Source organism: Vreelandella songnenensis, assembly GCF_003002925.1.
Classification (GTDB): Bacteria; Pseudomonadota; Gammaproteobacteria; order Pseudomonadales; family Halomonadaceae; genus Vreelandella; species Vreelandella songnenensis.
Genome location: NZ_PVTK01000005.1, coordinates 150813 through 172392 on the forward strand (window position 1 = coordinate 150813; position 21580 = coordinate 172392).

Genomic DNA, 21580 nt, shown 5'->3' on the forward strand with positions numbered 1-21580 from the left:
TCACACAGGAGTAGGTATGTCTTTACGGTTATCTTCACGCATGCTGGTTGGCGTTTCCGCAATGCTGGCACTACCGGCGGCCATGGCGGCCGATCGTGTTCAGGTAGTGACGAGCTTTTCGATTCTGGCCGATATGGTCGAGAACGTGGGCGGCGAGCATGTGGACGTTACCTCGCTGGTTGGCGCTGATGGCGACTCGCATGTCTACTCCCCCCGCCCCGGCGATGCCCGCGCCTTGGCAGGTGCTGATCTGGTGGTCTTCAACGGCCTGCTGTTTGAAGGCTGGATGGAGCGTTTGATCGAGGCCAGCGATTACCAGGGCGCGCTGGTCACCGCGACCGACGGTATTGAGGCGCTCTCCTATGCCGGTCACAGCCATGATCATGGCCACGGGCATGATCACGATCACGGGCATGGTCACGACCACGGGCATGACCACGATCACGGGCATGATCACGACCACGGGCATGACCACGACCACGGACATGATCACGGACATGATCACGTGCATGGCGAGTTTGATCCGCATGCCTGGCAGGATATGGCCCAGGCGCGGGTTTATATCGCCAACATTCGCGATGGGCTGGTGGCCGCCGATGAAGACAATGCCGATGAGTACCAAGCCAATGCGGAGCGCTACCTGGCTGAAATCGCCGAGACGGATGCCGAGATTCGTGAGCTGATCAGCGAGATTCCGGCCTCGACCAGCGTGATTACCGGCCACGACTCGTTTGGTTACTTCTCCAACGCCTACGGTATTCGTTTTCTTTCCCCGGTAGGGCTTTCGACCGAAGTCGAGCCGAGCGGTGCCAGCATGGCCGAGCTGGTGGATGTGATCAACGACCAGAACGTTCAGGCGCTGTTTCATGAAAACATGACCAACCCGGCGGTCATCCAGCAGCTTTCCGAAGAGACGGGCCTGCCGATTGCCGGCACGCTGTATGCCGATGCGCTGGCCACTGAAGGCGAAGCCAGCACCTACCTTGGCATGATGCGCCATAACGCCCAGGTGCTCCACGACTCCCTGGCCGAGCCCGGCCATGATGACCACGGCCACGACGCTCATGGCCATGACCATGATCACGATCACGATCACGATCACGATCACGATCACGGCGAGCATAGCCACTAAGCATCTGATGAGAACAGCGATAATCGCTTTTTTGAGAGCGCCCCACGCGGGCGCTTTTTTATTGTCCAGCTAAGCCTCGCAACAAGACACTTGTACGCTGGCGCAACGCTTCATACATTACACCTCTGCCTTGCCACTTAATCCTTCACTGGTTGCCGATATGATCAATGTGCTCTTCAAAGCCGCCGGTATTAGCGGCGTGCTTTCCCTGCTGACCGCCGCCCCTGTGTGGGGGGCTGATGATATAGATCGCGCCCGTATCGAAGCGCTGGTCAATGACACCATCGCTCCGCTGATGGCCGAGCAGCGTATTCCCGGCATGGCGGTCGCACTGAGCGTGAACGGCCAGCGTCATGAGTTCAGCTATGGCGTTGCCGATCAGGCAACCGGCCAGACCGTTACCCCGCACACCCTGTTTGAACTGGGTTCGATCAGCAAGCTGTTCACCGGCACGCTGGCCGCCAGACTTCAGGCAAGCGGCGCCATTTCCCTTGATGACCCCGCCAGCCAGTATTTAAAAGCGCTTGAAGGCACGGCCTTTGATGACATCAGCCTGCTGGAACTGGGCACCTATACCGCCGGCGGGCTGCCTTTGCAGTTTCCCGACGAGGTGCAGGATGAGGCGTCGATGATCGACTACTACCGAAACTGGCAGCCTGAGTACGCGCCCGGCCACCAGCGGCTCTACTCCAACCCCAGCATTGGCTTGCTTGGCTATTTGACCGCCCAGCGTTTGGGCCAGCCCTTTGAAGCGCTGATGAGTGAGTACGTATTTGCACCGCTGGGCCTTGAGAACAGCTATTTTCAAGTACCCGACGCACACCAGGCAGACTACGCCTTTGGCTATTCCAAGGAGGATGCGCCTATCCGGGTCAACCCCGGCATGCTGGATGCCCAGGCCTATGGCGTGAAATCGACCGCTGCGGACGTACTCACCCTGGTGGAGGCCAATATGGAAGATAGCGCGCTTGAAGCGCCGCTTCGTCAGGCGCTGGCCGATACTCGCGCGGGCTACTTCAGCGTAGGCGACATGGCTCAAGGGCTTGGCTGGGAAAGCTACGCCTACCCGCTCACCCTTGAACAACTGCTGGCAGGCAACTCCCTTGAAGTGATACTGGAGGCCAACCGCGCCGAACGCCAGACCCCACCGCTGCCGCCACGCAAGGATGCGCTTTACAACAAGACCGGCGCGACCAATGGCTTTGGCGGCTATGTGGCGTTCATTCCCGGCGAGCGGCTGGGCATTGTCATGCTGGCGAACCGCAACTACCCCAATCAGGCCCGCATCGAGGCGGCCTATCGTATCCTGACCACCCTGGCCGAAGCGCACTGACGTTCACGCCGGTTTAACGAGCGCCGCCTTGCTGGCGGCGCTATCCGTTTTAGCTCGTTTTTTTAAGTAATTCTTCTTATCTAATTGCTTTAAAGTAAAAGCGGTTACCAACTACCGGCCAAATAGCGCGGCTATTTAAAAAAACACCCACACCTAAACTTTATTAGGCGTATTGAAAAGTATAACAATAGCGGTTGATATTAGTTAAAGTATTTGAAACAGAAAATTTAAACCTGTATTAAACCACTACTTAACACTATACCTTAATATACATACTTTATCTTTTATTCCAGCGCCCAGGTTAATACCATCAAAAACAATAAACACCTGCCCAGCACTTGTTAATCATCAAATATGGATTAAATCCGTGAGGTCATGAGTGATGGCTAGATTATTGGTAGTGGGTGGCTGTGGCTATATTGGCTCACATACGGTCAAGCGGCTGCTTCAGGCCGGTCATGATGTGGTGGTGCTGGACAATCTGTCCTCCGGTTTTCGCGATAGCCTGCTGGGCGGCACGCTGGTCGTTGGCGACTGCGGTAACCGCCCGCAGCTCGACACGCTGTTTTCCAACTACGCCTTCGATGGCGTTCTGCACTTTGCTTCGCTTATTCAGGTCGGCGAATCGGTAACCGATCCGGCCCGGTACTATCTCAATAACGTCATGAAAACCCTGACGCTGCTGACGGCCATGAAAGACCATGGCGTAGGCCCGCTGGTCTTCTCCTCTACGGCAGCCATTTTTGGTGAGCCGACGACGGCGCGCCTGAGCGAAAGCCACCCCTGCACGCCGCTGAACCCCTATGGCATGAGCAAGCTGATGGTGGAGCATATGCTGGGAGACTTTCTGCACGCCTACGGGCTGCGTTCGGTGGCGCTGCGCTACTTCAATGCTTCTGGTGCCGACCCGCTGAATCGTATAGGCGAGCGCCATGACCCGGAAACGCACCTTATCCCGCTTGCCCTTCAGGCGGCCTTGGGGCTGCGTGGGCCGCTCAGCGTGTATGGACGCGACTACGCCACCCCGGATGGCACCTGCGTTCGTGACTATATTCACGTGGATGACCTGGCGCAGGCGCATCTGCTGGCGCTGGAGTATCTCTGGCAGGACGGCGAGCCTGGCGCCTTCAATCTAGGCAACGGCGGCGGCTTTAGCGTACAGCAGGTGCTGGATACCGTGGAGCGGGTAACGGGGTGTCGCGTACCGTTTGAAAACGCCCCGCGCCGCCCGGGCGACCCCGCCCAATTGGTGGCGGATGCCCAGCTGGCCAGGCACACCCTTGGCTGGGCGCCACGCCACGCCGCGCTGGAAACCATCATTACCCACGCCTGGCAGTGGGAGATCAAGCGCGCGGGCCTCACGCCCACACTTTATAACCCTCATGCCGCTTGACGTTATAACACTGAATAATCGTCAGGCTTGCATAGGCAAAGCAGCTTTTCAAACCCATTAAAAGAGGTGTTTCATTACTATAAAACGCTACTTATTTATCCATAAAAGCCTTGTTCCATTAACACACGACAGACTTGTTCTATAAGCAAACAACTGATCACCACGTCCCAAAAAGCGCAGAACATCAATAGCGTTAACTATGCAACGGAAAAGAAACTTATTTTTATACGCTTTTAAAGCGGCTGAAAATAAGCCTTCTTTATTAATCAAGGAGAGTTCCCATGCGTTGGACAGAAGCTGAGCCACCCGGTATTGGCAAACGGCAGCAACACACCTTATCGCCCAGCGATTTAATTGCCGATAACCCTTCTCACACCACCGTGCTTATCTGCTTTTCCCATTTACGCTGGCGATTCGTTTATCAGCGCCCCCAGCACTTGATGTCGCGCATGGCCACGACCCATCAGGTCATCTTCTTCGAAGAAGCCCTGCCCACGGATGCTGCCGAACCCTGGCTCGAGCAGCGCCAGGAAGACAACCTTCAGGTACTGATTCCGCGCCTGCCCGCGTCGTGCCAGGGCGAGGCAGCCATTGATGCCCAGCGCCGCTTGTTGGATGCGTATCTGGATGACATCGCTGCAAGCGACCTTATCGCCTGGTACTACACCCCGATGAGCCTGCCCTACTCCACGCATTTGAAGCCTCGATTGACGGTTTACGACTGCATGGATGAGCTTTCCGCGTTTCGCGGGGCGCCGCCTTCGCTGGTAGAGCAGGAGCGGCGCCTGATGGAGCGCGCCGATATCGTCTTCACCGGCGGGTTCAGTCTGTTCGAAGCCAAGCGTCATCTGCACGCTAACGTCCACCCTTTTCCCAGCAGCGTGGATATCGCCCACTTCGGTGCCGCCCGCCACGTGCAGCCGGAGCCCGAGGATCAGGCATCGCTTGCCCATCCCCGTCTGGGCTTTTTCGGGGTCATCGATGAGCGCCTGGACATTGCGCTGCTGGAGGAGGCCGCCATCAAGCGCCCCGAATGGCAGTTCATCCTGATCGGCCCGGTGGTCAAGATCGACCCGCAGACGCTTCCCCGGCAGGCCAACATTCACTACCTGGGGTCGAAATCCTATGCCGAGCTACCCCGCTACCTGGCCAGTTGGGATGTCGCGCTGATGCCGTTTGCCCTCAATGAATCGACCCGCTTCATCAGCCCCACCAAGACGCCGGAGTATCTGGCGGGCGGGCGCCTGGTGGTGTCCACCCCCATCACCGATGTGGTGCGTACCTACGGTGACAGCGGCGTGGTCAAGATCGCCCGAACCCCGGACGAGTTCATGGCCGCCATCGAGCAGGCGCTGGATGAAGGCCGTCAGCAGGCGCGGGTGTGGCAGTTGGCCGATGCTGCCCTGAGCGATATGTCCTGGGATACCACCTGGAAGCTCATGGAGGAGAAAATGCGATGTGCAGTATGAACACTACCCCGAGCGGCACTTATGACTACCTGATCGTGGGCGCAGGCTTTGCCGGCAGCGTGCTGGCCGAGCGCCTGGCCACCCAGCTCGACAAGCGCGTGCTGGTGATCGACCGGCGCCCGCATATCGCGGGCAACGCCTTTGATCACTACAACGAGGAGGGCGTGTGGGTACACCGCTACGGGCCGCATATCTTTCACACCAACGCCCAGCGGATCGTCGATTACCTGAGCCAGTTCACCGAGTGGCGGCCTTACGAGCACCGCGTGCTGGCCCAGGTCAAGGATCAGCAGGTGCCCATGCCGATCAACCTGACCACGCTCAACATGCTTTACGGCCTTACCCTTGATGCCGAGCAGGGCGCGGCGTTTCTGGCCTCGCGCGCCGAGCCGGTGGACGATATTCGCACCTCGGAAGATGTGGTGGTAAGCCAGGTGGGGCGCGAGCTTTACGAAACGTTCTTTCAGGGCTATACCCGCAAGCAGTGGGGCCTGGACCCGTCGGAGCTGGATAAATCGGTGACCGCCCGCGTGCCTACCCGCACCAATACCGACGACCGCTACTTCACCGACGCGTTTCAGATCATGCCCAGGGATGGGTATACCGCAATGTTCGAAAAGCTCTTGGATCATCCCAATATCACCGTTGCGCTGGGCGTGGATTTTGCCGAGATGCGCGAGCGGGTCGACTACCGCCACCTGATCTATACCGGGCCGATCGACGAGTACTTTGACTATCAGCTCGGCAAGCTGCCCTACCGCTGCCTGCGCTTTCAGCATGAAACGCTGGACCAGGAAGTATTCCAGCCGGTGGGCGTGGTCAACTACCCGTCTGAAGACGTGCCCTACACGAGGATTACCGAGTACAAGTACCTGACCGGTCAGCAGCATCCCAAGACCAGCGTGACCTACGAATTCCCCACCGACCAGGGCGACCCCTACTACCCCATCCCTCGGCCCGAGAACGCCGAGCTTTACCGACGCTACCGGGCGCTGGCCGATGCCACACCGGACGTCACCTTCCTGGGCCGCCTGGGCAGCTACCGTTACTACAACATGGATCAGGTAGTGGGCCAGGCCCTGGCCACCTTCGAGCATCTGGCCGAAGCGCACGCCGCCGATGCAGTGGCGAGCCCCGTCGAATCGCGGGCAAGCTGAGCCGCCCGCTTCACCGACAAGGACCTAACGGCATGCATCAGCCGAGTCTCTTCAAGAGCTTTTTCCTGGGTGGGTTCGAGTGTTCCACCCAGCGCCGCCGGGATGGGCATCGCCTGGACGTGCTGGCCGGCACCCGCCATGACCAGCACGCCAGCGCCGACTACGCAGCGCTTGCCCAGCACGCCATTCACAGCGTGCGCGACGGCATGCGCTGGCACCTCATCGAAACCGCCAAGGGCCGTTACGACTGGCAAAGCGTGCTGCCCATGGTGCGCGCGGCCAAGGCCCAGCGCACCGAGGTCATCTGGGATCTGTGCCACTACGGCTGGCCGGATGATATTGATATCTTCAAGGCCGAGTTCGTCGAGCGCTTTGCCGCCTATGCCGGCGCGGCGGCGCGGCTGTTGCGCGATGAGGGGATCGAGGCGCCGCTGATCACGCCGCTCAATGAAATCTCGTTCTGGGCCTGGGCCGGGGGAAGCGTGGCCCACTTCAACCCTACCGTGCGCCATCGGGGCAATGAGCTCAAGCGCCAGCTGGTGCGCGCTGCCATTGCCGCCATGCGGGCCGTTAGAGACGTCTCGCCCCGGGCACGTTTCATTCAGGTCGACCCCATCATTCACGTGGTCTCGCGCTCGACCCGGCGCCGCGACCGCCTGCGCGCCGAGCAGCTGCGCCTTGAGCAGTTCACGGCCTGGGACATGCTGTGTGGCTACCGTCACCCTGAGCTTGGCGGCAAACCCGAGTACATGGATATCATGGGGGTGAACTACTACCCGCATAACCAGTGGTACGCCAACCGTCAGGATATTCCACGAGAAAGCCCGGACTACCGCCCGTTCCACGAGCTGCTCGCCGATGCCTACCAGCGCTACGGCAAGCCGCTGCTGATTGCTGAAACCGGCGCCGAAGATGAACACCGCGTGCCCTGGGTGCGCTATGTATGCGAACAGGTCGAGCTGGCCTTGCGCCAGCATATCCCGGTTGAGGGTATCTGCCTGTACCCGGTGACCGACTACCCGGGCTGGGAGAATAACCGCCACTGCCGCACGGGCCTTCTGGGCTACGCCAATGTGCTGGGGCAACGCCCGGTATTCGCCCCGCTGGCGGAGGAGCTTGCCCGCCAGCGGCCACGCCTTGAGCCACACCCGGTGCATAAAGCGCTCACTGTATAGGCGGGGTATCCGGTACGGGCAGGTTGCAATTGGCGGGCTATCTATCGAGACTAGGCAGCTTATATACGCTAATGAGCGAACATCATGCACCTGAATGCCGATTTCTCGCAGTTTGCCTGCGTCACCCCCGACCAGTACCAGTGGGTAGATGCCCCCAGCGCAGGCGTTGAGCGCATGATGCTGGACCGCATTGGCGGTGAAGTAGCGCGGGCGACCAGCCTGGTGCGCTATGCCCCCAACAGCCGGTTCAGCGCTCATACCCACGGCGGGGGCGAAGAGATTCTGGTGCTGGAGGGCGTGTTTGCCGATGAGCACGGCCGCTACCCGGCGGGCAGCTACCTGCGCAACCCGGTCGGCACGCAGCATACGCCCCAGATTGGCGACGAAGGCGCGCTGATTCTCGTCAAGCTGCACCAGTTTGACCTGACCGATACGCTGCGTCTGGCCGTCCCTGCCCATCGGCTGCCCTGGCAACCAGACCGGCGCCCACGCATTGCCTACAAGATGCTGCACACCTTTCGTCAGGAGCGGGTAAGCCTTGAGCGCTGGGCTGCAGGCACCTCCATCGCCTACCCGACCCTCAAGGGCGGTCTGGAGCTTTTCGTGCTGGAAGGCACGTTAAGCGATGGCGAGCGAAGCTACCCGGCAGGCAGCTGGTGCCGCTACCCAAGCGGGGCGCTGCCATCTCTGACCGCCGAAGGCGATGGCGTGATGATGTACCTCAAACGCGGCCATCTACCGGCCGCGTAAGCCGCCCCCTAGCCGCCCATCAGGCCCAGAAACGGCAGAAGCGTCAGCGCGGCGATCAGGCCGATGGCGATCAGCACCAGTACGACCTGAACGGGGTGCTCAAGCAGACGGCGCAGGAGCGTAGGCGCCTTGCCTTCTGCGCGGGCAGCGCTCAGCTCGCGCCGGGCTTGATCGAAGCGCTCGGCCTGGTAGGCGGCGAGCACCGTTTCGGCGGCCTCGCGCTGGCGCTCGTCGCGCAGCCAGATGGCATCGACCCCCAAACGAAAAACACCCGCCTGGGTTTCGTACACATCGAAGCCGTGCTCATCGAGCAGCGCACGCACCTCCAGGGCCTCCTCGTCGGTCACGTGGCGCAGCCGAAACAGCAGATGGGCCAATATCAGTCGCCCATCGCCGCCATCAGGTCGGCCTGGATCACTTCGATCCAGTAGCCATCCGGGTCCTTGACGAAGATCACGTCTTTCATCTTGCCCTGGTCGGCGCGTTTTACGAACGTCACGGCGTGCTCGTCGAACCACGCCTGGGCGGCGTTCAGATCCGGCACGCTAAAGCAGATATGCCCAAACCCCTGAGGCTCGGCGTTGCCATCGTGATAGGCAAACTCCTCCTGCTCTTCGGTGCCCCAGTTATGGGTCAGCTCCAGCAGGCCTTTCTGGCTGAACGTCCAGGCGGTGCGGGCCTTTGTCTCTTCCGGCACGCGGTCATCGGCGTCGAGATTGGCCAGGAAATAGAGCGAGAACTGCATCTCTTCGAAATCCAGCCGACGCAGTACCTGCATACCGAACACCTTGGAGTAGAACGCCAGCGAGCACTCCGGGTCCTTGGCCCGCAACATGGTGTGATTCAGTCGAAATCCCTGCGTCTGCGGGGCACTTGGGTTGACACCGGGATGCTGCTCTCCTGCAAAACTCATCTTGAGCTCCTTAAGCTTTTTTGCCGCCAAATGGGTCGATCGGGCGGTTATCTTTGACAAAATTGAGACAATGTACAAGCCTGTAGCTAAACGGCGCCACACGACTTGCAACCCCGTGGTAACTAACCATGCGGGCGGAGTAGCGATTATTCCAGCCCCAACGACAGGTAGACGACATGTCTCGCGATCTCAACGTGCTGGGTGAACCCCTGACACCCTGCTGCCATTCACCAAAAACCGGGTTCTACCGGGATGGCTTCTGCCGTGTAGGCCCCGAAGATACCGGGGTACACGCGGTCTGCGCCATCATGACCGAAGAGTTTCTGGCGTTTGCCAACGCCCAGGGCAATGACCTGGCGACGCCGCGCCCCGAATTCGGCTTTCCAGGCCTTGGCCCAGGCGACCGCTGGTGTTTGTGCGCCAGCCGCTGGCAGCAGGCCGCCGATGCGGGCGTAGCACCCCCGGTGATTCTTTCCGGCACCAACGAGCGCGCCCTTGAATTCACCACGCTGGCCACTCTTCGCCAGTACGCCCTGGACCTTGTGCATTAGCAACGCCATTTACCCGGCCACCCGCCGCGCTATCTGGAACCGAATTTTCCCACCGCCTGCGCTTTACACCTTCGCCCCAGGCTAGGATAGTAGCGCTACCGACAGGGGCGCCTGATATCTCAGGCTGAGACGCACCCTTTGAACCTGAACCGGATAATGCCGGCGTAGGAAGTCGCGGTGTCACGGCACACGCGCTCTACGCTGCGAGGTGGCCATGACATCACTCCCGCTGAGCGACGCGCTGTTCGCTGTACAACGCACCACGCCGCTGGTGCACTGCATTACCAACTATGTCGCCATGAACAGCACGGCCAACTGCCTGCTGGCCATGGGTGCCTCGCCTGCCATGCTGCACGCCCCTGAAGAAGTGGCCGAGTTTACCCACCTGGCCGGCGCGCTTTCGATCAATATCGGCACGCCTTCAGCGGCTTGGGCGGAAGGTATGCAGCTGGCAGCGAGGGCCGCGCAGGAGAGCGGCACGCCTTGGGTATTCGACCCGGTCGCGGTCGGCGCCACCCGCTACCGCCAGACGCTTTCTCAAGCGCTGCTGGCGCATGACCCCGACGCGATTCGCGGCAACACTTCAGAGATCATGACCCTTGCAGGCCTTGCGCACGCAGGCCGCGGAGTGGATGCCACGGCGTCTATCGATGAAGCGCGCGCAGCGGCCATTGCCCTGGCCAGGCGTCAGGGCTGTCTCGTGGCCATGACCGGCGAGCGTGATTTCATCACCGACGGCCAGCAGCACTGGTACATTACCGGCGGGCACGCCTTGATGCCGCGCGTGACGACCTTGGGCTGCGCCCTGAGCGCGACCGTGGCGGCGTTTCTGGCTGCCTCACCTTCAATGCCACTGGCCGCCGTGGCGGCGGCCGTGGCAAGCTTTGCCGTGGCGGGCCAGCGCGCCGGACAGCAGGCCGCAGGGCCCGGCAGTTTTCAGGTAGCTCTGCTCGATGCACTTTATCAGCTGACACCCGACGACCTTGATCAGTTTACCGGCCTGGAGGCAGCCTGATGCGCGTTGACCTTTCACTCTACCTGGTGACAGATGCAGAGCTGTGCAGAGATGCCGGCCTTGAGCGCACCGTGATGGACGCCGTCGAAGGCGGTGTCAGTTTTGTTCAGCTGCGCGACAAGCACGCAAGCGATGCCGAGATGATTGACCAGGCCAGGCGCCTCAAGGCTGCCCTGGCCGGCAGCGGCGTACCGCTGGTGATCAATGACCGCCTGAACGTTGCCCTGCAAAGCGGTGCCGACGGCCTGCACGTGGGCCAGAGCGATACGGCCGTGCAGGAGGCCCGCGCTGCTCTCGGCCCCGAAGCGCTCATCGGTCTTTCGATCAATACCCTCGAGCAGCTACACAGCGCGCCGATATCACTGCTGGATTATCTGGGCCTGGGCCCGGTATTCGCAACACAGAGCAAGCATGACCACGCCGCTCCTTTGGGGTTTGAAGGACTGGCGCAGCTGGCCGCCGCTTCGCCCTTGCCAAGTGTCGCCATTGGCGGGCTGAAAGCCGAACACGCCGAGCGCGTCTTTCAGGCCGGTGCCGACGGATTGGCGGTCATTTCGGCCATTTGCGGGCAACCGGACCCGTGCGCTGCCGCCCGCGCCTTCCTGCGCCCTAGCCGCTAAGCGAGACCGCCATGCTCCAGCTTGAGCCGATCATTGCCTTTGTACGCGTCGCCGAACTGAAGAGCTATACCCGTGCGGCCGAGGCGCTGTCGCTATCGCGCACCCGCGTATCGCGGCTGGTCATGGCGCTTGAGGCCTCACTGGGCGTGCGTCTGATTCAGCGCACCACGCGGCGCTTGCACCTGACCGCCGAGGGCGAGCGCTACCTTGCCCATGCCCAGGGTATTCTGCAGGCACTGGATGAAGCCGCCGCCGATGTGGGTAGCGGAGTGACCGACATGCGCGGCCGGCTGCGCATCAACGGGCCGATGAGCTTTGGTACGCGCCATCTTTCCCCTTTGGTGGCGCGCTTCATGGTCGAGCACCCGGACCTGGACGTGCGCCTGGATCTGAACGATCGCCGCGTGGATCTTCTCGAAGAGGGCTACGACGTGGCCATTCGTATCGGCAGCCTGCCGGATTCCAGCCTGATTGCGCGGCGCTTGACGCGCTGCCGGATGCTGTTCTGCGCCTCGCCGGATTACCTGGCAAGAGAGGGAATGCCCGCGAGCCTCGAAGCGTTGAAGCAGCACCAGTGCCTGCGCTATCGCAGTGGCCCTATCAGCGGCGACTGGCATCTGGGTGCCACTACGCTGACGACTCAGGGGCCGCTTGAAAGCAATAATGGCGATGTGCTGACGCACGCTGCGGAAGCAGGGCTGGGCATCGCCCACCAGCCAAGCTTTCTGGTGACCGAGAGTATTATTCAGGGACGTCTGGTACCGGTTCTGGAGCATGTAGCCCCCAGAATGCTGGATATTCACGCCCTTTACCCGGCAAGACGCTTTCTGCCCGCCAAGGTGGAACGCTTTACCGACCTGCTGGCAGCCGCCTGGGGCTCACCGCCCAGCTGGGAACGGGACATGGGATTGTCGCCCATTACGCAACAGTGATGTTCGTCTATCGCGGATTATCTCCTTACTCAAGCGTCGTAAAGTGTCTTCATTGAGATCGCCTCCCCCCTATCCAATGGAGCACCCATGAACGTATCGACTACCGCTACTTCCACACCCGCTGTTCAACCCCACGCCATTGCACTGCTGCGCGTCTCGCTTGGCGTGATGGCACTGGCTCACGGCCTGCTCAAGGTCTTCGTTTTCACTCTGCCCGGCACGGTGGGTTATTTCGAGTCGCTGGGGCTACCGGGCTTCGTGGCCTATTTGACCATCATCGGCGAACTGGGCGGCGGCCTTGCTCTGCTGCTGGGCGTTTATACCCGCTGGGTCAGCCTTGCCATGATACCGCTTCTGCTGGGCGCGACCTCGGTACACCTGGGTAACGGCTGGATGTTCTCCAACGCCGGTGGCGGCTGGGAATTCCCGCTGTTCTGGAGCGTGGCGCTGCTGGTCCAGGCTGGCCTGGGCGGTGGAAGCTTCGTCCTTAGCCGCCGCTTGCGCTAATCCAAGCCCACTGCGCTGCATGCCCCGGCCCTCTGCCGGGGCTTACTGTCAGGAGAATTTGCCATGTTACCCAGCCTTTTCATCTCTCACGGCTCTCCAATGCTGGCACTTACCCCGACGCCTGCACACCGCTTTCTGCGTGAGCTGGGCCAGACGCTAAGTCCTAAGGCCGTCGTCGTCGTATCCGCCCATTGGGAGACGCTGTCGCCCAAGGTAAGTACCAGCGCCTGGCCGGAAACCATTCATGATTTCGGCGGCTTCCCCCGCGCGCTGTTCGAGTGCCGGTACATGGCCCCTGGCGAGCCAGCGCTCGCCAAGCGCGTCGCGGCGCTTCTGGACGCCCAGTGCGTGGAACGCGGGTTCGATCACGGCGCCTGGGTGCCGCTGTCACTGATGTTTCCCAAAGCCGATATTCCGGTTGTTTCCGTATCGCTGCCTATCCGCTGGACCAACGATGAGCTGGCCGATCTGGGCGAGCGCCTTTCAGCCCTGCGCGAGGAGGGCATCCTGGTCATCGGTTCAGGCAGCCTGACTCATAACCTGTATGAAACCATGGCTCAGGATAGCCAGGCGCCCAACTGGGTAACCGCCTTTGCCGACTGGGTCACCCGCAAGCTGGCAGTCAACGACCGCGAAGCCCTGCTCGACTGGCAAAAGGCGCCCTACGCGCGGGACAACCACCCCACCCCTGAACATTTCCAGCCACTGCTGGTCGCCATGGGCGCCGGTGGCAAACCGAGCCAGTTACACCACAGCGTTGAGCATGGCGTGCTGGCCATGGATGTCTACGCGTTTGCCTAGGCGGCACAAAACGCTTTGCGTCAGTAGCGTTCGCAAGGCCCGTGCATAAAAAAGCCCCCGCCGGCTACGATGAGCTTCGCAACCGGCGGGGGCTTTTCAGGGTCTGACTTACAGGCTGGCGTTGACCACCATGCACTCCATGCCCTGTATCTGCAGCTCACGGCAGGCTTCACGGGCGTGCTGCTCGTCGAGAGCTACCAGACGCGCGCGATAAACCGGGGTCTGGCCTTCCAGGGTATCCACCGCAATCCGCCCGGCCAGGTTGTTGGTCAGCCGCTGGGCAGCCTGCTGGGCGAGCTGCTGGGCCTGAGCTTCCTGGCTGAACGCACCCACCTGAATACCCCAGCCGCCGGTGGGCGGCGCCTCGATCAGCTGTTCATGCTGAATGAAGGCCTGCAATGGGTCAGCTTCAGCCGGGCCTTGGGGCTCCGCCGGGCCTTCCACGGTTATCTTGGCCAGCCGCTCATCGACGCTGGCCTCAGGCGCTGGCGACAGCGTGGTGGCTTCTACGCTGGCCATCATCTGGCTGGGAGGCGCCGGGCGCTGGGGTGAACTTGGCGGGGCGACGGGCGGTGTCGAGCCAGAAAACGCCATGAACTCCTTCGAGAAGCTGGTATTGGCAAGCCAGGTGCGCTGGTCGCGAAGCCCGGCACGGGAAAAGCTGCGGTCCAGCAGACTGGCCATGTGGGTATCCCGCGATGCAGCGCTGAACCCGCCCATGACCACAGCCACCATGCGCCGTCCATCGTGTACGGCGGTGGTCGCCACGTTGAATCCCGAAGCGCGGATAAAGCCCGTCTTCAAGCCGTCGGCACCCGGATAGTCGCGCACCAGCCGGTTATGGCTGGTGTGACGCGTACCGCGGTAGGTAAATTCCTGCAGGCCAAAGTAGTGGTAGTACTGGGGAAAGTCCTGCATCACGCGCACCGAAAGGGTCAGCATATCCCGGGCAGTGGTCATCTGCTGATCATCGGGCAGCCCTGACGCATTACGAAAGGTGGTAGAAGACATCCCCAGCTCACGCGCCTTTTCCGTCATCAGCCGGGCGAACTGCTGCTCGCTGCCGCCCAGTGCCTCACTGATCACCACCGCCACATCATTGGCAGAGCGCACCGCCAGTGCGCGGATCGCGGTATCCACGGGGATACTGCTGCCCGCCGCCAGCCAGAGTTTGGTCGCCGGCATGGCGGCCGCCTGGGCTGAAACCGGCAGCGGCTGGTTAAGACCCAGCTCGCCTTTTTCAAGGGCTTCAAAGGTAAGGTACAGCGTCATCATCTTGGTCAACGAGGCGGGATAACGCGGCGCGTCGGCGTTTTCCGAATAGAGTACCTCGCCGTTATCCAGGTCCACCACGATGCCTGCGTAGCGGGGATTCGCCTGCACGTCCGTGGCCATCAGCGCTATTAGAAAAAGCAGGGTAACCGTTAGCCACACCCTTGCCACACTGTTGTCGTTAACTCCCCTCGCCGCCATGTCTGCCCCTTGCTGATTGATCTACGCTGAAAACGAACCCATGATCGATGTGACTCGCACACGCCAGGAACACCGCACTATCACGGCTATGAGCGCGCGGATAAAGATATTTACCGGTTAAAATTAGCTCACTCTAGACTAGCACGCCCACCCGACAATTTAACGTCTGCGCGAGGTATAAATATGCGCGGCGTAGCGCTTTGACACCGCTAAATGGGCTAAAACGGCAGAAACAAAAAAACCGACCCCAAAGGGTCGGTTTTCATTTTGCCTGGAGGCAGTGGCGAAGATTTACTCTTCAGCCGCCGCTTCTTCAGCAACCGGACGGTCTACCAGCTCAACGTACGCCATGGGCGCGTTGTCGCCTGCGCGGAAACCGCACTTGAGAATACGGATGTAACCACCCGGACGCTCGGCGTAACGCGGACCCAGCTCGTTAAACAGTTTGCCGACGGCTTCTTTGGAACGTGTGCGAGAGAACGCCAAACGGCGGTTCGCAACGCTATCCTGCTTTGCCAGGGTGATCAGCGGCTCGATGACGCGACGCAGTTCCTTGGCCTTGGGCAGGGTTGTCTTGATGACTTCATGTTCGACCAGCGAGACAGACATGTTCTTGAACATGGCCTGACGATGCGAGCTGGTGCGATTCAGATGACGACCACTCTTACGATGACGCATGGTTGCAATTCCTTACCAAACTGGGACTCGAGTCGACGCTCACGCGGAGGCCTTGTCGTCCTTCAGGCTAGCCGGCGGCCAATTTTCCAACCGCATGCCGAGGGACAAGCCGCGCGCCGCCAAAACGTCCTTGATTTCATTCAAGGATTTTTTACCGAGGTTCGGTGTCTTCAACAGCTCAACTTCTGTGCGCTGGATAAGATCACCGATGTAGTAAATATTCTCGGCTTTAAGGCAGTTCGCGCTGCGAACGGTCAACTCAAGATCGTCTACGGGGCGCAATAGGATAGGATCGACATGATCCTCTTCCTCTTCGACTTCCTGCTCTTTGTCAGCTTCCAGGTCGACGAAGGCGGCCAGCTGCTCTTGCAGAATGGTCGCACTGCGACGGATAGCCTCTTCCGGATCCAGGGTACCGTCGGTTTCCAGATCGATAATCAGCTTATCGAGGTCGGTACGCTGCTCGACACGAGCGGCTTCGACCGAGTAGGAAACACGGCGGACAGGGCTGAAGGTGGCATCCAGCTGCAGGCGGCCAATAGCACGGGTCTCTTCATCAGAGCCACGAGCGTCAGCCGGTTCGTAACCACGACCCAGCGCTACCTTAAGCTGAATTTTCAGCTCGGCACCTTCATTGACGTGTGCAATGACGTGGTCCGGGTTGACGATTTCGACGCTATGATCAAGCGCAATGTCGCCAGCAGTGACGACGGCTGGGCCCTGCTTGTTCAGCGAGAGCACCGCCTCATCGCGGCTGTGCATCTTGATCGCAACATCTTTCAAGTTCAGGAGGATTTCGATGACATCTTCCTGCACCCCTTCGAGCGCACTGTACTCGTGCTCTACACCAGCAATCTCAGCCTCTACCACGGCAGCGCCGGGCATGGACGAGAGCAGAATGCGACGCAGTGCATTCCCCAGGGTGTGACCAAAACCACGCTCGAACGGTTCGAGAACGATCTTGGCATGATGTGCGCTGATTTCTTCGACCTTGATGTCGCGGGGACGAAGAAACTCTGTCACTGAACGCTGCATATGAACACCTTTCAGGCTGCCAAACGGATACTGAGTACTCTAAAGCACAATACTCAAGAGCATCTGGGCGGCTAGCTTCGCTACTCCGCCCAGGCCTCAAGAAGCAGTGATGTAAATCAAACCGCTTACTTGGAGTACAGCTCGACGATCAGGTTTTCGTTGATGTCGGCAGTCAGGTCACCGCGTTCAGGCAGAGCCTTGAAAGTGCCTTCCATCTTCTTGGCGTCGATTTCGATCCAGGCGATATCGCCACGGTTGGCCGCAATGGTCAACGCGTTTTGAATACGTGCCTGGTTCTTCGCCTTTTCGCGAATGGAAACAACGTCACCCGGCTTCACTTGGTAGGAAGCTACGTTAACGGTGCGGCCGTTCACGGAAATCGCCTTGTGGCTGACCAGCTGACGCGCTTCAGAGCGAGTCGAGCCAAAGCCCATGCGGTAGACGACGTTATCCAGTCGGGATTCAAGCAACTGCAACAATACTTCGCCCGTCGCGCCTTTCAGGCGAGCGGCTTCTTTGTAGTAGTTGCGGAACTGTTTTTCGAGTACGCCATACATGCGACGTACTTTTTGCTTCTCGCGAAGCTGCAAGCCGTAGTCTGAAAGACGCTGACGACGCTGGCCGTGTACACCCGGGATCTGCTCGGATTTACACTTTTTCTCGAAGGGAGTAACACCGCTCTTCAGGAAGAGGTCGGTGCCTTCACGACGAGACAGTTTGCACTTCGGTCCAATATAACGAGCCATGAATCTGTCTCCTTAAACGCGGCGTTTCTTAGGCGGACGGCAGCCATTATGGGGAATGGGCGTCGCGTCTACGATGCTTTGCACGCGGAAGCCTGCGGCATTGAGTGCGCGCACGGCGGATTCACGACCGGGACCTGGGCCTTTAACCAGTACGTCTACGTTTTTCACACCATACTCGGCTGCAGCAGTTGCTGCACGCTCGCTTGCTACTTGAGCAGCGAACGGGGTGCTCTTGCGAGAACCACGAAAACCCGAACCACCGGCAGTTGCCCAAGAAAGCGCATTGCCCTGGCGGTCTGTGATCGTCACGATCGTGTTGTTAAAAGAGGCATGGATATGCGCAACGGCATCCACAACCTGCTTTTTAACCTTTTTACGGTTATTACGCGGGTTAGCCATGTTGATGTCTATTCCTGTCTTTACGTCAGCTCTCTCTTAAAGAGCCTGCGTGTTATTTGCGGATCGGCTTACGCGGGCCCTTACGGGTGCGCGCGTTAGTCTTGGTCCGCTGACCACGCAGCGGAAGACTACGACGATGACGCAGACCACGGTAGCAGCCTAAGTCCATGAGACGCTTAATGTTCAGCGTAACATCACGACGAAGGTCGCCTTCTACGGTGTACTTACCAACTTCAGAACGCAGGGTATCCAGCTCTTCGCCAGACAGATCCTGGATCTTGGTAGTCAGCTCGATACCAGCAGCAGCACAGATGTGCTGAGCGCGGGTACGGCCAATCCCGAAGATATAGGTCAGCGAGATCGCCGCATGCTTGTTGTCCGGGATATTGACGCCTGCAATACGGGCCATCAGCTTACTCCGAAATTTGAGCGGCTTGCTCGTTTATTCATCTACAAAAGGCGCAACAGCATACCCCTTTAACTGCCCGAAGGCAAGGGGTATGCCAAACACCCACTTAAAACAGCGCAGGTATTAACCTTGACGCTGTTTGTGCCGTGGCTCGACGCAGATAACGCGGACAGCGCCATTGCGACGAATGATCTTGCAGTTACGGCACATCTTCTTTACGGAAGCTCGAACTTTCATCGTTCTCTCCAATACGGTCGGCGCGCCTCAGCGCATGATGCCGCCGCTACCGTAGCCTTTCAGGTTGGACTTCTTCATCACCGAGTCATATTGATGCGACATGAGATGCGATTGCACCTGGGCCATGAAGTCCATGATGACCACTACCACGATCAGAAGTGACGTACCGCCAAAGAAGAACGGAACATTCCACGCAACGATCAGGAACTGGGGCATCAGGGAAACCGCAGTGATATACAGGGCACCGAATAAGGTCAGACGAGTCATGACTTTATCGATATAGCGAGCGGTCTGCTCGCCGGGGCGAATGCCCGGCAGGAACGCACCTGACTTTTTCAGATTGTCAGCTACATCCTTGGGATTGAAGACCAGCGCTGTGTAAAAGAAGCAGAAGAATACCACTGCCGCCGCGAAAAGCAAGATGTAAAGCGGTTGCCCGGGGGCTAATGCTTGTGAAGCTCGCTGCAACCACTCCATTCCCTCACCGGCACCTACCCACTGTCCGATCGACGCCGGAAAGAGCAGAATGCTGGAGGCGAAGATCGCCGGAATAACGCCGGCCATGTTCACCTTGAGAGGCAGGTAGCTGCTTTGACCTGCATACATCTTATTGCCCACCTGGCGACGTGGATAGTTCACTTTCAGGCGGCGTTGACCGCGCTCAATGAACACTACGAATGCCACGGTGGCAATACCTAGCACTGACAGCGCTAACAGCGGGAGAACATTCCAGGCCCCTTCGTTACGAGCGAGCTCGAACGCTTGCCCCACGGCACTGGGCAGCCCAGCGACGATACCGGCGAAAATCAGCAGCGAGATACCGTTGCCGATCCCCTTCTCGGTAATCTGCTCACCTAGCCACATCATAAACACCGCGCCTGACACGAACGTGATCACGGCGGTGAAATAGAAGCTAAAGTCAGCGCTGTATGCGATGCCTTGGCTAGCCAGGCCCACGGACATGCCGGTTGCCTGGACAAAAGCCAGTATCACCGTGCCGTAGCGGGTGTACTGGCTAATTTTGCGGCGGCCGGACTCGCCTTCCTTCTTGAGCTGCTCAAGATGGGGCGAGACCGCGGTCATCAGCTGCATGATAATCGACGCCGAGATATAGGGCATTATGCCCAGGGCGAGGACGCTCATGCGCTCCAGGGCGCCACCCGAGAACATGTTGAACATGCCCAGGATGGTGCCCTGTTGCTCCCTAAACAAGGCAGCAAGCTGGTCAGGATTGATACCGGGAACGGGAATATGGGCACCGATACGGTACACCACGATGGCGAGGAGCACGAAGCGCAAACGCGCCCACAGTTCACTCAGACCGCTGCCCGTCGCCGGCATATTTCCTGACTTGGCCATTTAGTCCTCTACCTTGCCGCCAGCAGCTTCGATCGCTTCACGGGCACCTTTGGTGACCTTGATACCACGAACGGTAACTGCTTTGTTCAGTTCGCCTGAAAGGATGATCTTCGCGTGAAGCGTTGCATCCTTCAGCACGTTGGCTTGCTTCAGGGTTTCCATGGTGACTTCGTCACCGGCAACCTTGGCAAGCTCGGCCAGGCGTACTTCTTCAGACACCAGCGATTTAGCTGACGTGAAGCCGAACTTCGGCAGACGACGCTGCAGCGGCATCTGACCGCCTTCGAAACCAGGCTTGACGCTACCGCCACTGCGTGATTTCTGACCTTTGTGGCCACGGCCGCCGGTCTTACCAAGACCGGAACCGATACCACGACCAACGCGCTTTTCAGCGTGTTTGGAGCCCGGTGCCGGGCTCAGGGTATTGAGTTTCATGGATTACTCTCCCTCAACGCGCACAAGGTAGTTAACCTTGTGGATCATGCCGCGTACGGCAGGGGTGTCTTCCAGTTCAACCGTATGACCGATGCGACGCAGACCCAGGCCGTTCATAGTAGCCTTGTGCTTGGGTAGAACGCCGATGGTGCTGCGGATCTGGGTAACCTTGATCGTTGCTGCCATGGTGTCTTACCCCGTGATCGCTTCGACAGACAGACCGCGCTTGGCGGCGATGTCTTCCGGTGCCTGCATGGCAGAGAGACCTTTAACTGTCGCTCGTACCACGTTGACCGGGTTGGTGGAACCGTAGCACTTGGCCAGTACATCGTGGACACCAGCAAGCTCTAGTACAGAGCGCATGGCGCCACCGGCGATGATACCGGTACCTTCAGATGCCGGCTGCATGTACACCTTGGAAGCACCGTGACGGGCTTTTACCGGGTACTGCAGCGTGTGGCCTGCAAGGTTAACCTTGACCATATTGCGACGAGCCTGGTCCATCGCTTTCTGGATCGCAACCGGCACTTCACGCGCCTTGCCACGACCGAAACCGACACGACCTTTACCATCACCAACGACGGTCAGTGCGGTGAAGCCGAAAATACGACCACCCTTGACCACCTTGGCGACGCGGTTGACCTGCACTAGCTTCTCTTGCAGATCACCGCTTTGCTGTTCGTTCTTCGCCATCGTAAAACCCTTTAGAATTCCAGGCCGCCTTCACGAGCGGCGTCGGCCAGAGCCTTGACGCGACCGTGATACTTAAAGCCAGCACGGTCGAAGGCCACCTGGGTGATGCCTGCTTCTTTAGCGCGTTCGGCAATCAGTGCGCCAACCTTGGAGGCGGCGTCTGAGTTACCGGTCGCACCCTCGCGCAGTGCTTTGTCCAGCGTGGAAGCGCTGGCCAACACTTTGCCACCATCCGGCGAGATAATCTGCGCATAGATGTGACGCGGGGTACGGTTGACGCACAGGCGATACACGCCCAGCTCGCGGATCTTGGCGCGAGCGCGGCGGGCACGACGGAGACGAGATTCTTTCTTCGCGTTCATAACCCT

The 21580-nt window shown here is 59.6% G+C and carries 27 protein-coding genes and 1 riboswitch; of the genes, 13 read left to right on the top strand and 14 right to left on the bottom strand.

Annotated elements, in window-relative coordinates; all coding sequences use genetic code 11:
• Positions 1-16 precede the first annotated feature (16 nt).
• The 7 genes from B0H98_RS10075 (at position 17) to B0H98_RS10105 (ending at position 8409) form a co-directional block, all read left to right on the top strand.
• The gene (locus B0H98_RS10075) at positions 17-1132 is read left to right on the top strand and encodes a metal ABC transporter solute-binding protein, Zn/Mn family (protein ID WP_106374939.1); all 1116 of its coding nucleotides are present in this window, start codon (positions 17-19) and stop codon (positions 1130-1132) included.
• Between the two features lie 160 nt (positions 1133-1292).
• On the top strand, positions 1293-2465 hold the full coding sequence (ampC, locus tag B0H98_RS10080; protein WP_106374940.1) for a class C beta-lactamase: 1173 nt from the start codon (positions 1293-1295) through the stop codon (positions 2463-2465).
• Positions 2466-2847: 382 nt separating this feature from the next.
• Entirely contained in the window at positions 2848-3858 is a 1011-nt protein-coding gene (gene galE, locus B0H98_RS10085) for a UDP-glucose 4-epimerase GalE (protein ID WP_106374941.1), read from the top strand.
• 281 nt (positions 3859-4139) lie between these two features.
• Entirely contained in the window at positions 4140-5327 is a 1188-nt protein-coding gene (locus tag B0H98_RS10090) for a glycosyltransferase family 1 protein (protein ID WP_106374942.1), read from the top strand.
• On the top strand, positions 5324-6484 hold the full coding sequence (glf, locus tag B0H98_RS10095; RefSeq protein ID WP_167392671.1) for a UDP-galactopyranose mutase: 1161 nt from the start codon (positions 5324-5326) through the stop codon (positions 6482-6484). The genes B0H98_RS10090 and glf overlap by 4 nt, the downstream gene beginning before the upstream one ends.
• A 32-nt stretch (positions 6485-6516) precedes the next feature.
• Positions 6517-7659 (top strand): glycoside hydrolase family protein, encoded by a 1143-nt coding sequence (locus B0H98_RS10100; RefSeq protein ID WP_106374944.1) that lies wholly within the window; start codon positions 6517-6519, stop codon positions 7657-7659.
• 84 nt (positions 7660-7743) lie between these two features.
• Entirely contained in the window at positions 7744-8409 is a 666-nt protein-coding gene (locus tag B0H98_RS10105; protein WP_106374945.1) for a cupin domain-containing protein, read from the top strand.
• Positions 8410-8417: 8 nt separating this feature from the next.
• Here B0H98_RS10105 and B0H98_RS10110 read toward each other — a convergent pair whose 3' ends face one another.
• The gene (locus B0H98_RS10110) at positions 8418-8786 is read right to left on the bottom strand and encodes a DUF6164 family protein (RefSeq protein ID WP_106374946.1); all 369 of its coding nucleotides are present in this window, start codon (positions 8784-8786) and stop codon (positions 8418-8420) included.
• 2 nt (positions 8787-8788) lie between these two features.
• A complete protein-coding gene (gene gloA, locus B0H98_RS10115) occupies positions 8789-9322 on the bottom strand; it encodes a lactoylglutathione lyase (protein ID WP_106374947.1) in 534 nt (177 codons plus the stop codon).
• Positions 9323-9498: 176 nt separating this feature from the next.
• Between gloA and B0H98_RS10120 the strand changes: the two genes are divergently transcribed.
• The 6 genes from B0H98_RS10120 to B0H98_RS10145 all read left to right on the top strand — a co-directional run bounded on the left by B0H98_RS10120 (position 9499) and on the right by B0H98_RS10145 (position 13748).
• Complete coding sequence (locus B0H98_RS10120) at positions 9499-9873, top strand: DUF2237 family protein (protein ID WP_106374948.1); 375 nt, start codon at positions 9499-9501, stop codon at positions 9871-9873.
• 93 nt (positions 9874-9966) lie between these two features.
• Positions 9967-10061: riboswitch (TPP riboswitch) on the top strand.
• 26 nt (positions 10062-10087) lie between these two features.
• Positions 10088-10888: a hydroxyethylthiazole kinase gene (gene thiM / locus B0H98_RS10125; RefSeq protein ID WP_106374949.1), complete on the top strand. Its 801-nt coding sequence runs from the start codon at positions 10088-10090 to the stop codon at positions 10886-10888.
• Entirely contained in the window at positions 10888-11508 is a 621-nt protein-coding gene (gene thiE, locus B0H98_RS10130) for a thiamine phosphate synthase (protein WP_106374950.1), read from the top strand. Before thiM ends, thiE begins: the two co-directional genes overlap by 1 nt.
• 11 nt (positions 11509-11519) lie before the next feature.
• On the top strand, positions 11520-12440 hold the full coding sequence (locus tag B0H98_RS10135) for a LysR family transcriptional regulator (RefSeq protein ID WP_106374951.1): 921 nt from the start codon (positions 11520-11522) through the stop codon (positions 12438-12440).
• A gap of 87 nt (positions 12441-12527) precedes the next feature.
• Positions 12528-12947, top strand: coding sequence for a DoxX family protein (locus B0H98_RS10140; RefSeq protein WP_106374952.1), 420 nt, complete (start codon positions 12528-12530; stop codon positions 12945-12947).
• Positions 12948-13010: 63 nt separating this feature from the next.
• Complete coding sequence (locus B0H98_RS10145; protein WP_106374953.1) at positions 13011-13748, top strand: DODA-type extradiol aromatic ring-opening family dioxygenase; 738 nt, start codon at positions 13011-13013, stop codon at positions 13746-13748.
• 108 nt (positions 13749-13856) lie between these two features.
• On the opposite strand, the gene B0H98_RS10150 is transcribed toward B0H98_RS10145, so the two are convergent.
• The 12 genes from B0H98_RS10150 to rplR form a co-directional block, all read right to left on the bottom strand.
• Entirely contained in the window at positions 13857-15221 is a 1365-nt protein-coding gene (locus tag B0H98_RS10150) for a D-alanyl-D-alanine carboxypeptidase family protein (protein WP_106374954.1), read from the bottom strand.
• 291 nt (positions 15222-15512) lie between these two features.
• The gene (gene rplQ, locus B0H98_RS10155) at positions 15513-15899 is read right to left on the bottom strand and encodes a 50S ribosomal protein L17 (RefSeq protein ID WP_106374955.1); all 387 of its coding nucleotides are present in this window, start codon (positions 15897-15899) and stop codon (positions 15513-15515) included.
• Positions 15900-15938: 39 nt separating this feature from the next.
• A complete protein-coding gene (locus B0H98_RS10160) occupies positions 15939-16934 on the bottom strand; it encodes a DNA-directed RNA polymerase subunit alpha (RefSeq protein ID WP_016915790.1) in 996 nt (331 codons plus the stop codon).
• Between the two features lie 125 nt (positions 16935-17059).
• Positions 17060-17680, bottom strand: a complete 621-nt coding sequence (gene rpsD, locus B0H98_RS10165; RefSeq protein WP_078089857.1) for a 30S ribosomal protein S4 — start codon at positions 17678-17680, stop codon at positions 17060-17062.
• 12 nt (positions 17681-17692) lie between these two features.
• Entirely contained in the window at positions 17693-18079 is a 387-nt protein-coding gene (gene rpsK, locus B0H98_RS10170; RefSeq protein ID WP_106374956.1) for a 30S ribosomal protein S11, read from the bottom strand.
• A gap of 52 nt (positions 18080-18131) precedes the next feature.
• On the bottom strand, positions 18132-18488 hold the full coding sequence (gene rpsM / locus B0H98_RS10175; RefSeq protein WP_018917719.1) for a 30S ribosomal protein S13: 357 nt from the start codon (positions 18486-18488) through the stop codon (positions 18132-18134).
• A 123-nt stretch (positions 18489-18611) separates the two neighbouring features.
• Positions 18612-18725 carry a 50S ribosomal protein L36 gene (rpmJ, locus tag B0H98_RS10180; RefSeq protein WP_081139244.1) on the bottom strand — a complete coding sequence of 38 codons (114 nt, stop codon included), beginning with the start codon at positions 18723-18725 and terminating at the stop codon, positions 18612-18614.
• Positions 18726-18752: 27 nt separating this feature from the next.
• Positions 18753-20084: a preprotein translocase subunit SecY gene (secY, locus tag B0H98_RS10185; RefSeq protein WP_106374957.1), complete on the bottom strand. Its 1332-nt coding sequence runs from the start codon at positions 20082-20084 to the stop codon at positions 18753-18755.
• On the bottom strand, positions 20085-20519 hold the full coding sequence (rplO, locus tag B0H98_RS10190) for a 50S ribosomal protein L15 (RefSeq protein WP_030074208.1): 435 nt from the start codon (positions 20517-20519) through the stop codon (positions 20085-20087).
• Positions 20520-20522: 3 nt separating this feature from the next.
• Entirely contained in the window at positions 20523-20705 is a 183-nt protein-coding gene (gene rpmD / locus B0H98_RS10195) for a 50S ribosomal protein L30 (protein ID WP_106374958.1), read from the bottom strand.
• Between the two features lie 6 nt (positions 20706-20711).
• A complete protein-coding gene (gene rpsE / locus B0H98_RS10200; protein WP_078089853.1) occupies positions 20712-21212 on the bottom strand; it encodes a 30S ribosomal protein S5 in 501 nt (166 codons plus the stop codon).
• Positions 21213-21223: 11 nt separating this feature from the next.
• Entirely contained in the window at positions 21224-21574 is a 351-nt protein-coding gene (gene rplR, locus B0H98_RS10205) for a 50S ribosomal protein L18 (RefSeq protein ID WP_008959159.1), read from the bottom strand.
• Between the last annotated feature and the right edge of the window lie 6 nt (positions 21575-21580).

What these genes read in the sequence shown, in the direction of transcription:
- B0H98_RS10075 (WP_106374939.1), top strand. Translation starts at nt 17, where the DNA reads ATGTCTTTACGGTTATCTTCACGCATGCTGGTTGGCGTTTCCGCAATG.
- ampC (WP_106374940.1), top strand. Translation starts at nt 1,293, where the DNA reads ATGATCAATGTGCTCTTCAAAGCCGCCGGTATTAGCGGCGTGCTTTCC.
- galE (WP_106374941.1), top strand. Translation starts at nt 2,848, where the DNA reads ATGGCTAGATTATTGGTAGTGGGTGGCTGTGGCTATATTGGCTCACAT.
- B0H98_RS10090 (WP_106374942.1), top strand. Translation starts at nt 4,140, where the DNA reads ATGCGTTGGACAGAAGCTGAGCCACCCGGTATTGGCAAACGGCAGCAA.
- glf (WP_167392671.1), top strand. Translation starts at nt 5,324, where the DNA reads ATGAACACTACCCCGAGCGGCACTTATGACTACCTGATCGTGGGCGCA.
- B0H98_RS10100 (WP_106374944.1), top strand. Translation starts at nt 6,517, where the DNA reads ATGCATCAGCCGAGTCTCTTCAAGAGCTTTTTCCTGGGTGGGTTCGAG.
- B0H98_RS10105 (WP_106374945.1), top strand. Translation starts at nt 7,744, where the DNA reads ATGCACCTGAATGCCGATTTCTCGCAGTTTGCCTGCGTCACCCCCGAC.
- gloA (WP_106374947.1), bottom strand. Translation starts at nt 9,322, where the DNA reads ATGAGTTTTGCAGGAGAGCAGCATCCCGGTGTCAACCCAAGTGCCCCG.
- B0H98_RS10120 (WP_106374948.1), top strand. Translation starts at nt 9,499, where the DNA reads ATGTCTCGCGATCTCAACGTGCTGGGTGAACCCCTGACACCCTGCTGC.
- thiM (WP_106374949.1), top strand. Translation starts at nt 10,088, where the DNA reads ATGACATCACTCCCGCTGAGCGACGCGCTGTTCGCTGTACAACGCACC.
- thiE (WP_106374950.1), top strand. Translation starts at nt 10,888, where the DNA reads ATGCGCGTTGACCTTTCACTCTACCTGGTGACAGATGCAGAGCTGTGC.
- B0H98_RS10135 (WP_106374951.1), top strand. Translation starts at nt 11,520, where the DNA reads ATGCTCCAGCTTGAGCCGATCATTGCCTTTGTACGCGTCGCCGAACTG.
- B0H98_RS10140 (WP_106374952.1), top strand. Translation starts at nt 12,528, where the DNA reads ATGAACGTATCGACTACCGCTACTTCCACACCCGCTGTTCAACCCCAC.
- B0H98_RS10145 (WP_106374953.1), top strand. Translation starts at nt 13,011, where the DNA reads ATGTTACCCAGCCTTTTCATCTCTCACGGCTCTCCAATGCTGGCACTT.
- B0H98_RS10150 (WP_106374954.1), bottom strand. Translation starts at nt 15,221, where the DNA reads ATGGCGGCGAGGGGAGTTAACGACAACAGTGTGGCAAGGGTGTGGCTA.
- rplQ (WP_106374955.1), bottom strand. Translation starts at nt 15,899, where the DNA reads ATGCGTCATCGTAAGAGTGGTCGTCATCTGAATCGCACCAGCTCGCAT.
- B0H98_RS10160 (WP_016915790.1), bottom strand. Translation starts at nt 16,934, where the DNA reads ATGCAGCGTTCAGTGACAGAGTTTCTTCGTCCCCGCGACATCAAGGTC.
- rpsD (WP_078089857.1), bottom strand. Translation starts at nt 17,680, where the DNA reads ATGGCTCGTTATATTGGACCGAAGTGCAAACTGTCTCGTCGTGAAGGC.
- rpsK (WP_106374956.1), bottom strand. Translation starts at nt 18,079, where the DNA reads ATGGCTAACCCGCGTAATAACCGTAAAAAGGTTAAAAAGCAGGTTGTG.
- rpsM (WP_018917719.1), bottom strand. Translation starts at nt 18,488, where the DNA reads ATGGCCCGTATTGCAGGCGTCAATATCCCGGACAACAAGCATGCGGCG.
- rpmJ (WP_081139244.1), bottom strand. Translation starts at nt 18,725, where the DNA reads ATGAAAGTTCGAGCTTCCGTAAAGAAGATGTGCCGTAACTGCAAGATC.
- secY (WP_106374957.1), bottom strand. Translation starts at nt 20,084, where the DNA reads ATGGCCAAGTCAGGAAATATGCCGGCGACGGGCAGCGGTCTGAGTGAA.
- rplO (WP_030074208.1), bottom strand. Translation starts at nt 20,519, where the DNA reads ATGAAACTCAATACCCTGAGCCCGGCACCGGGCTCCAAACACGCTGAA.
- rpmD (WP_106374958.1), bottom strand. Translation starts at nt 20,705, where the DNA reads ATGGCAGCAACGATCAAGGTTACCCAGATCCGCAGCACCATCGGCGTT.
- rpsE (WP_078089853.1), bottom strand. Translation starts at nt 21,212, where the DNA reads ATGGCGAAGAACGAACAGCAAAGCGGTGATCTGCAAGAGAAGCTAGTG.
- rplR (WP_008959159.1), bottom strand. Translation starts at nt 21,574, where the DNA reads ATGAACGCGAAGAAAGAATCTCGTCTCCGTCGTGCCCGCCGCGCTCGC.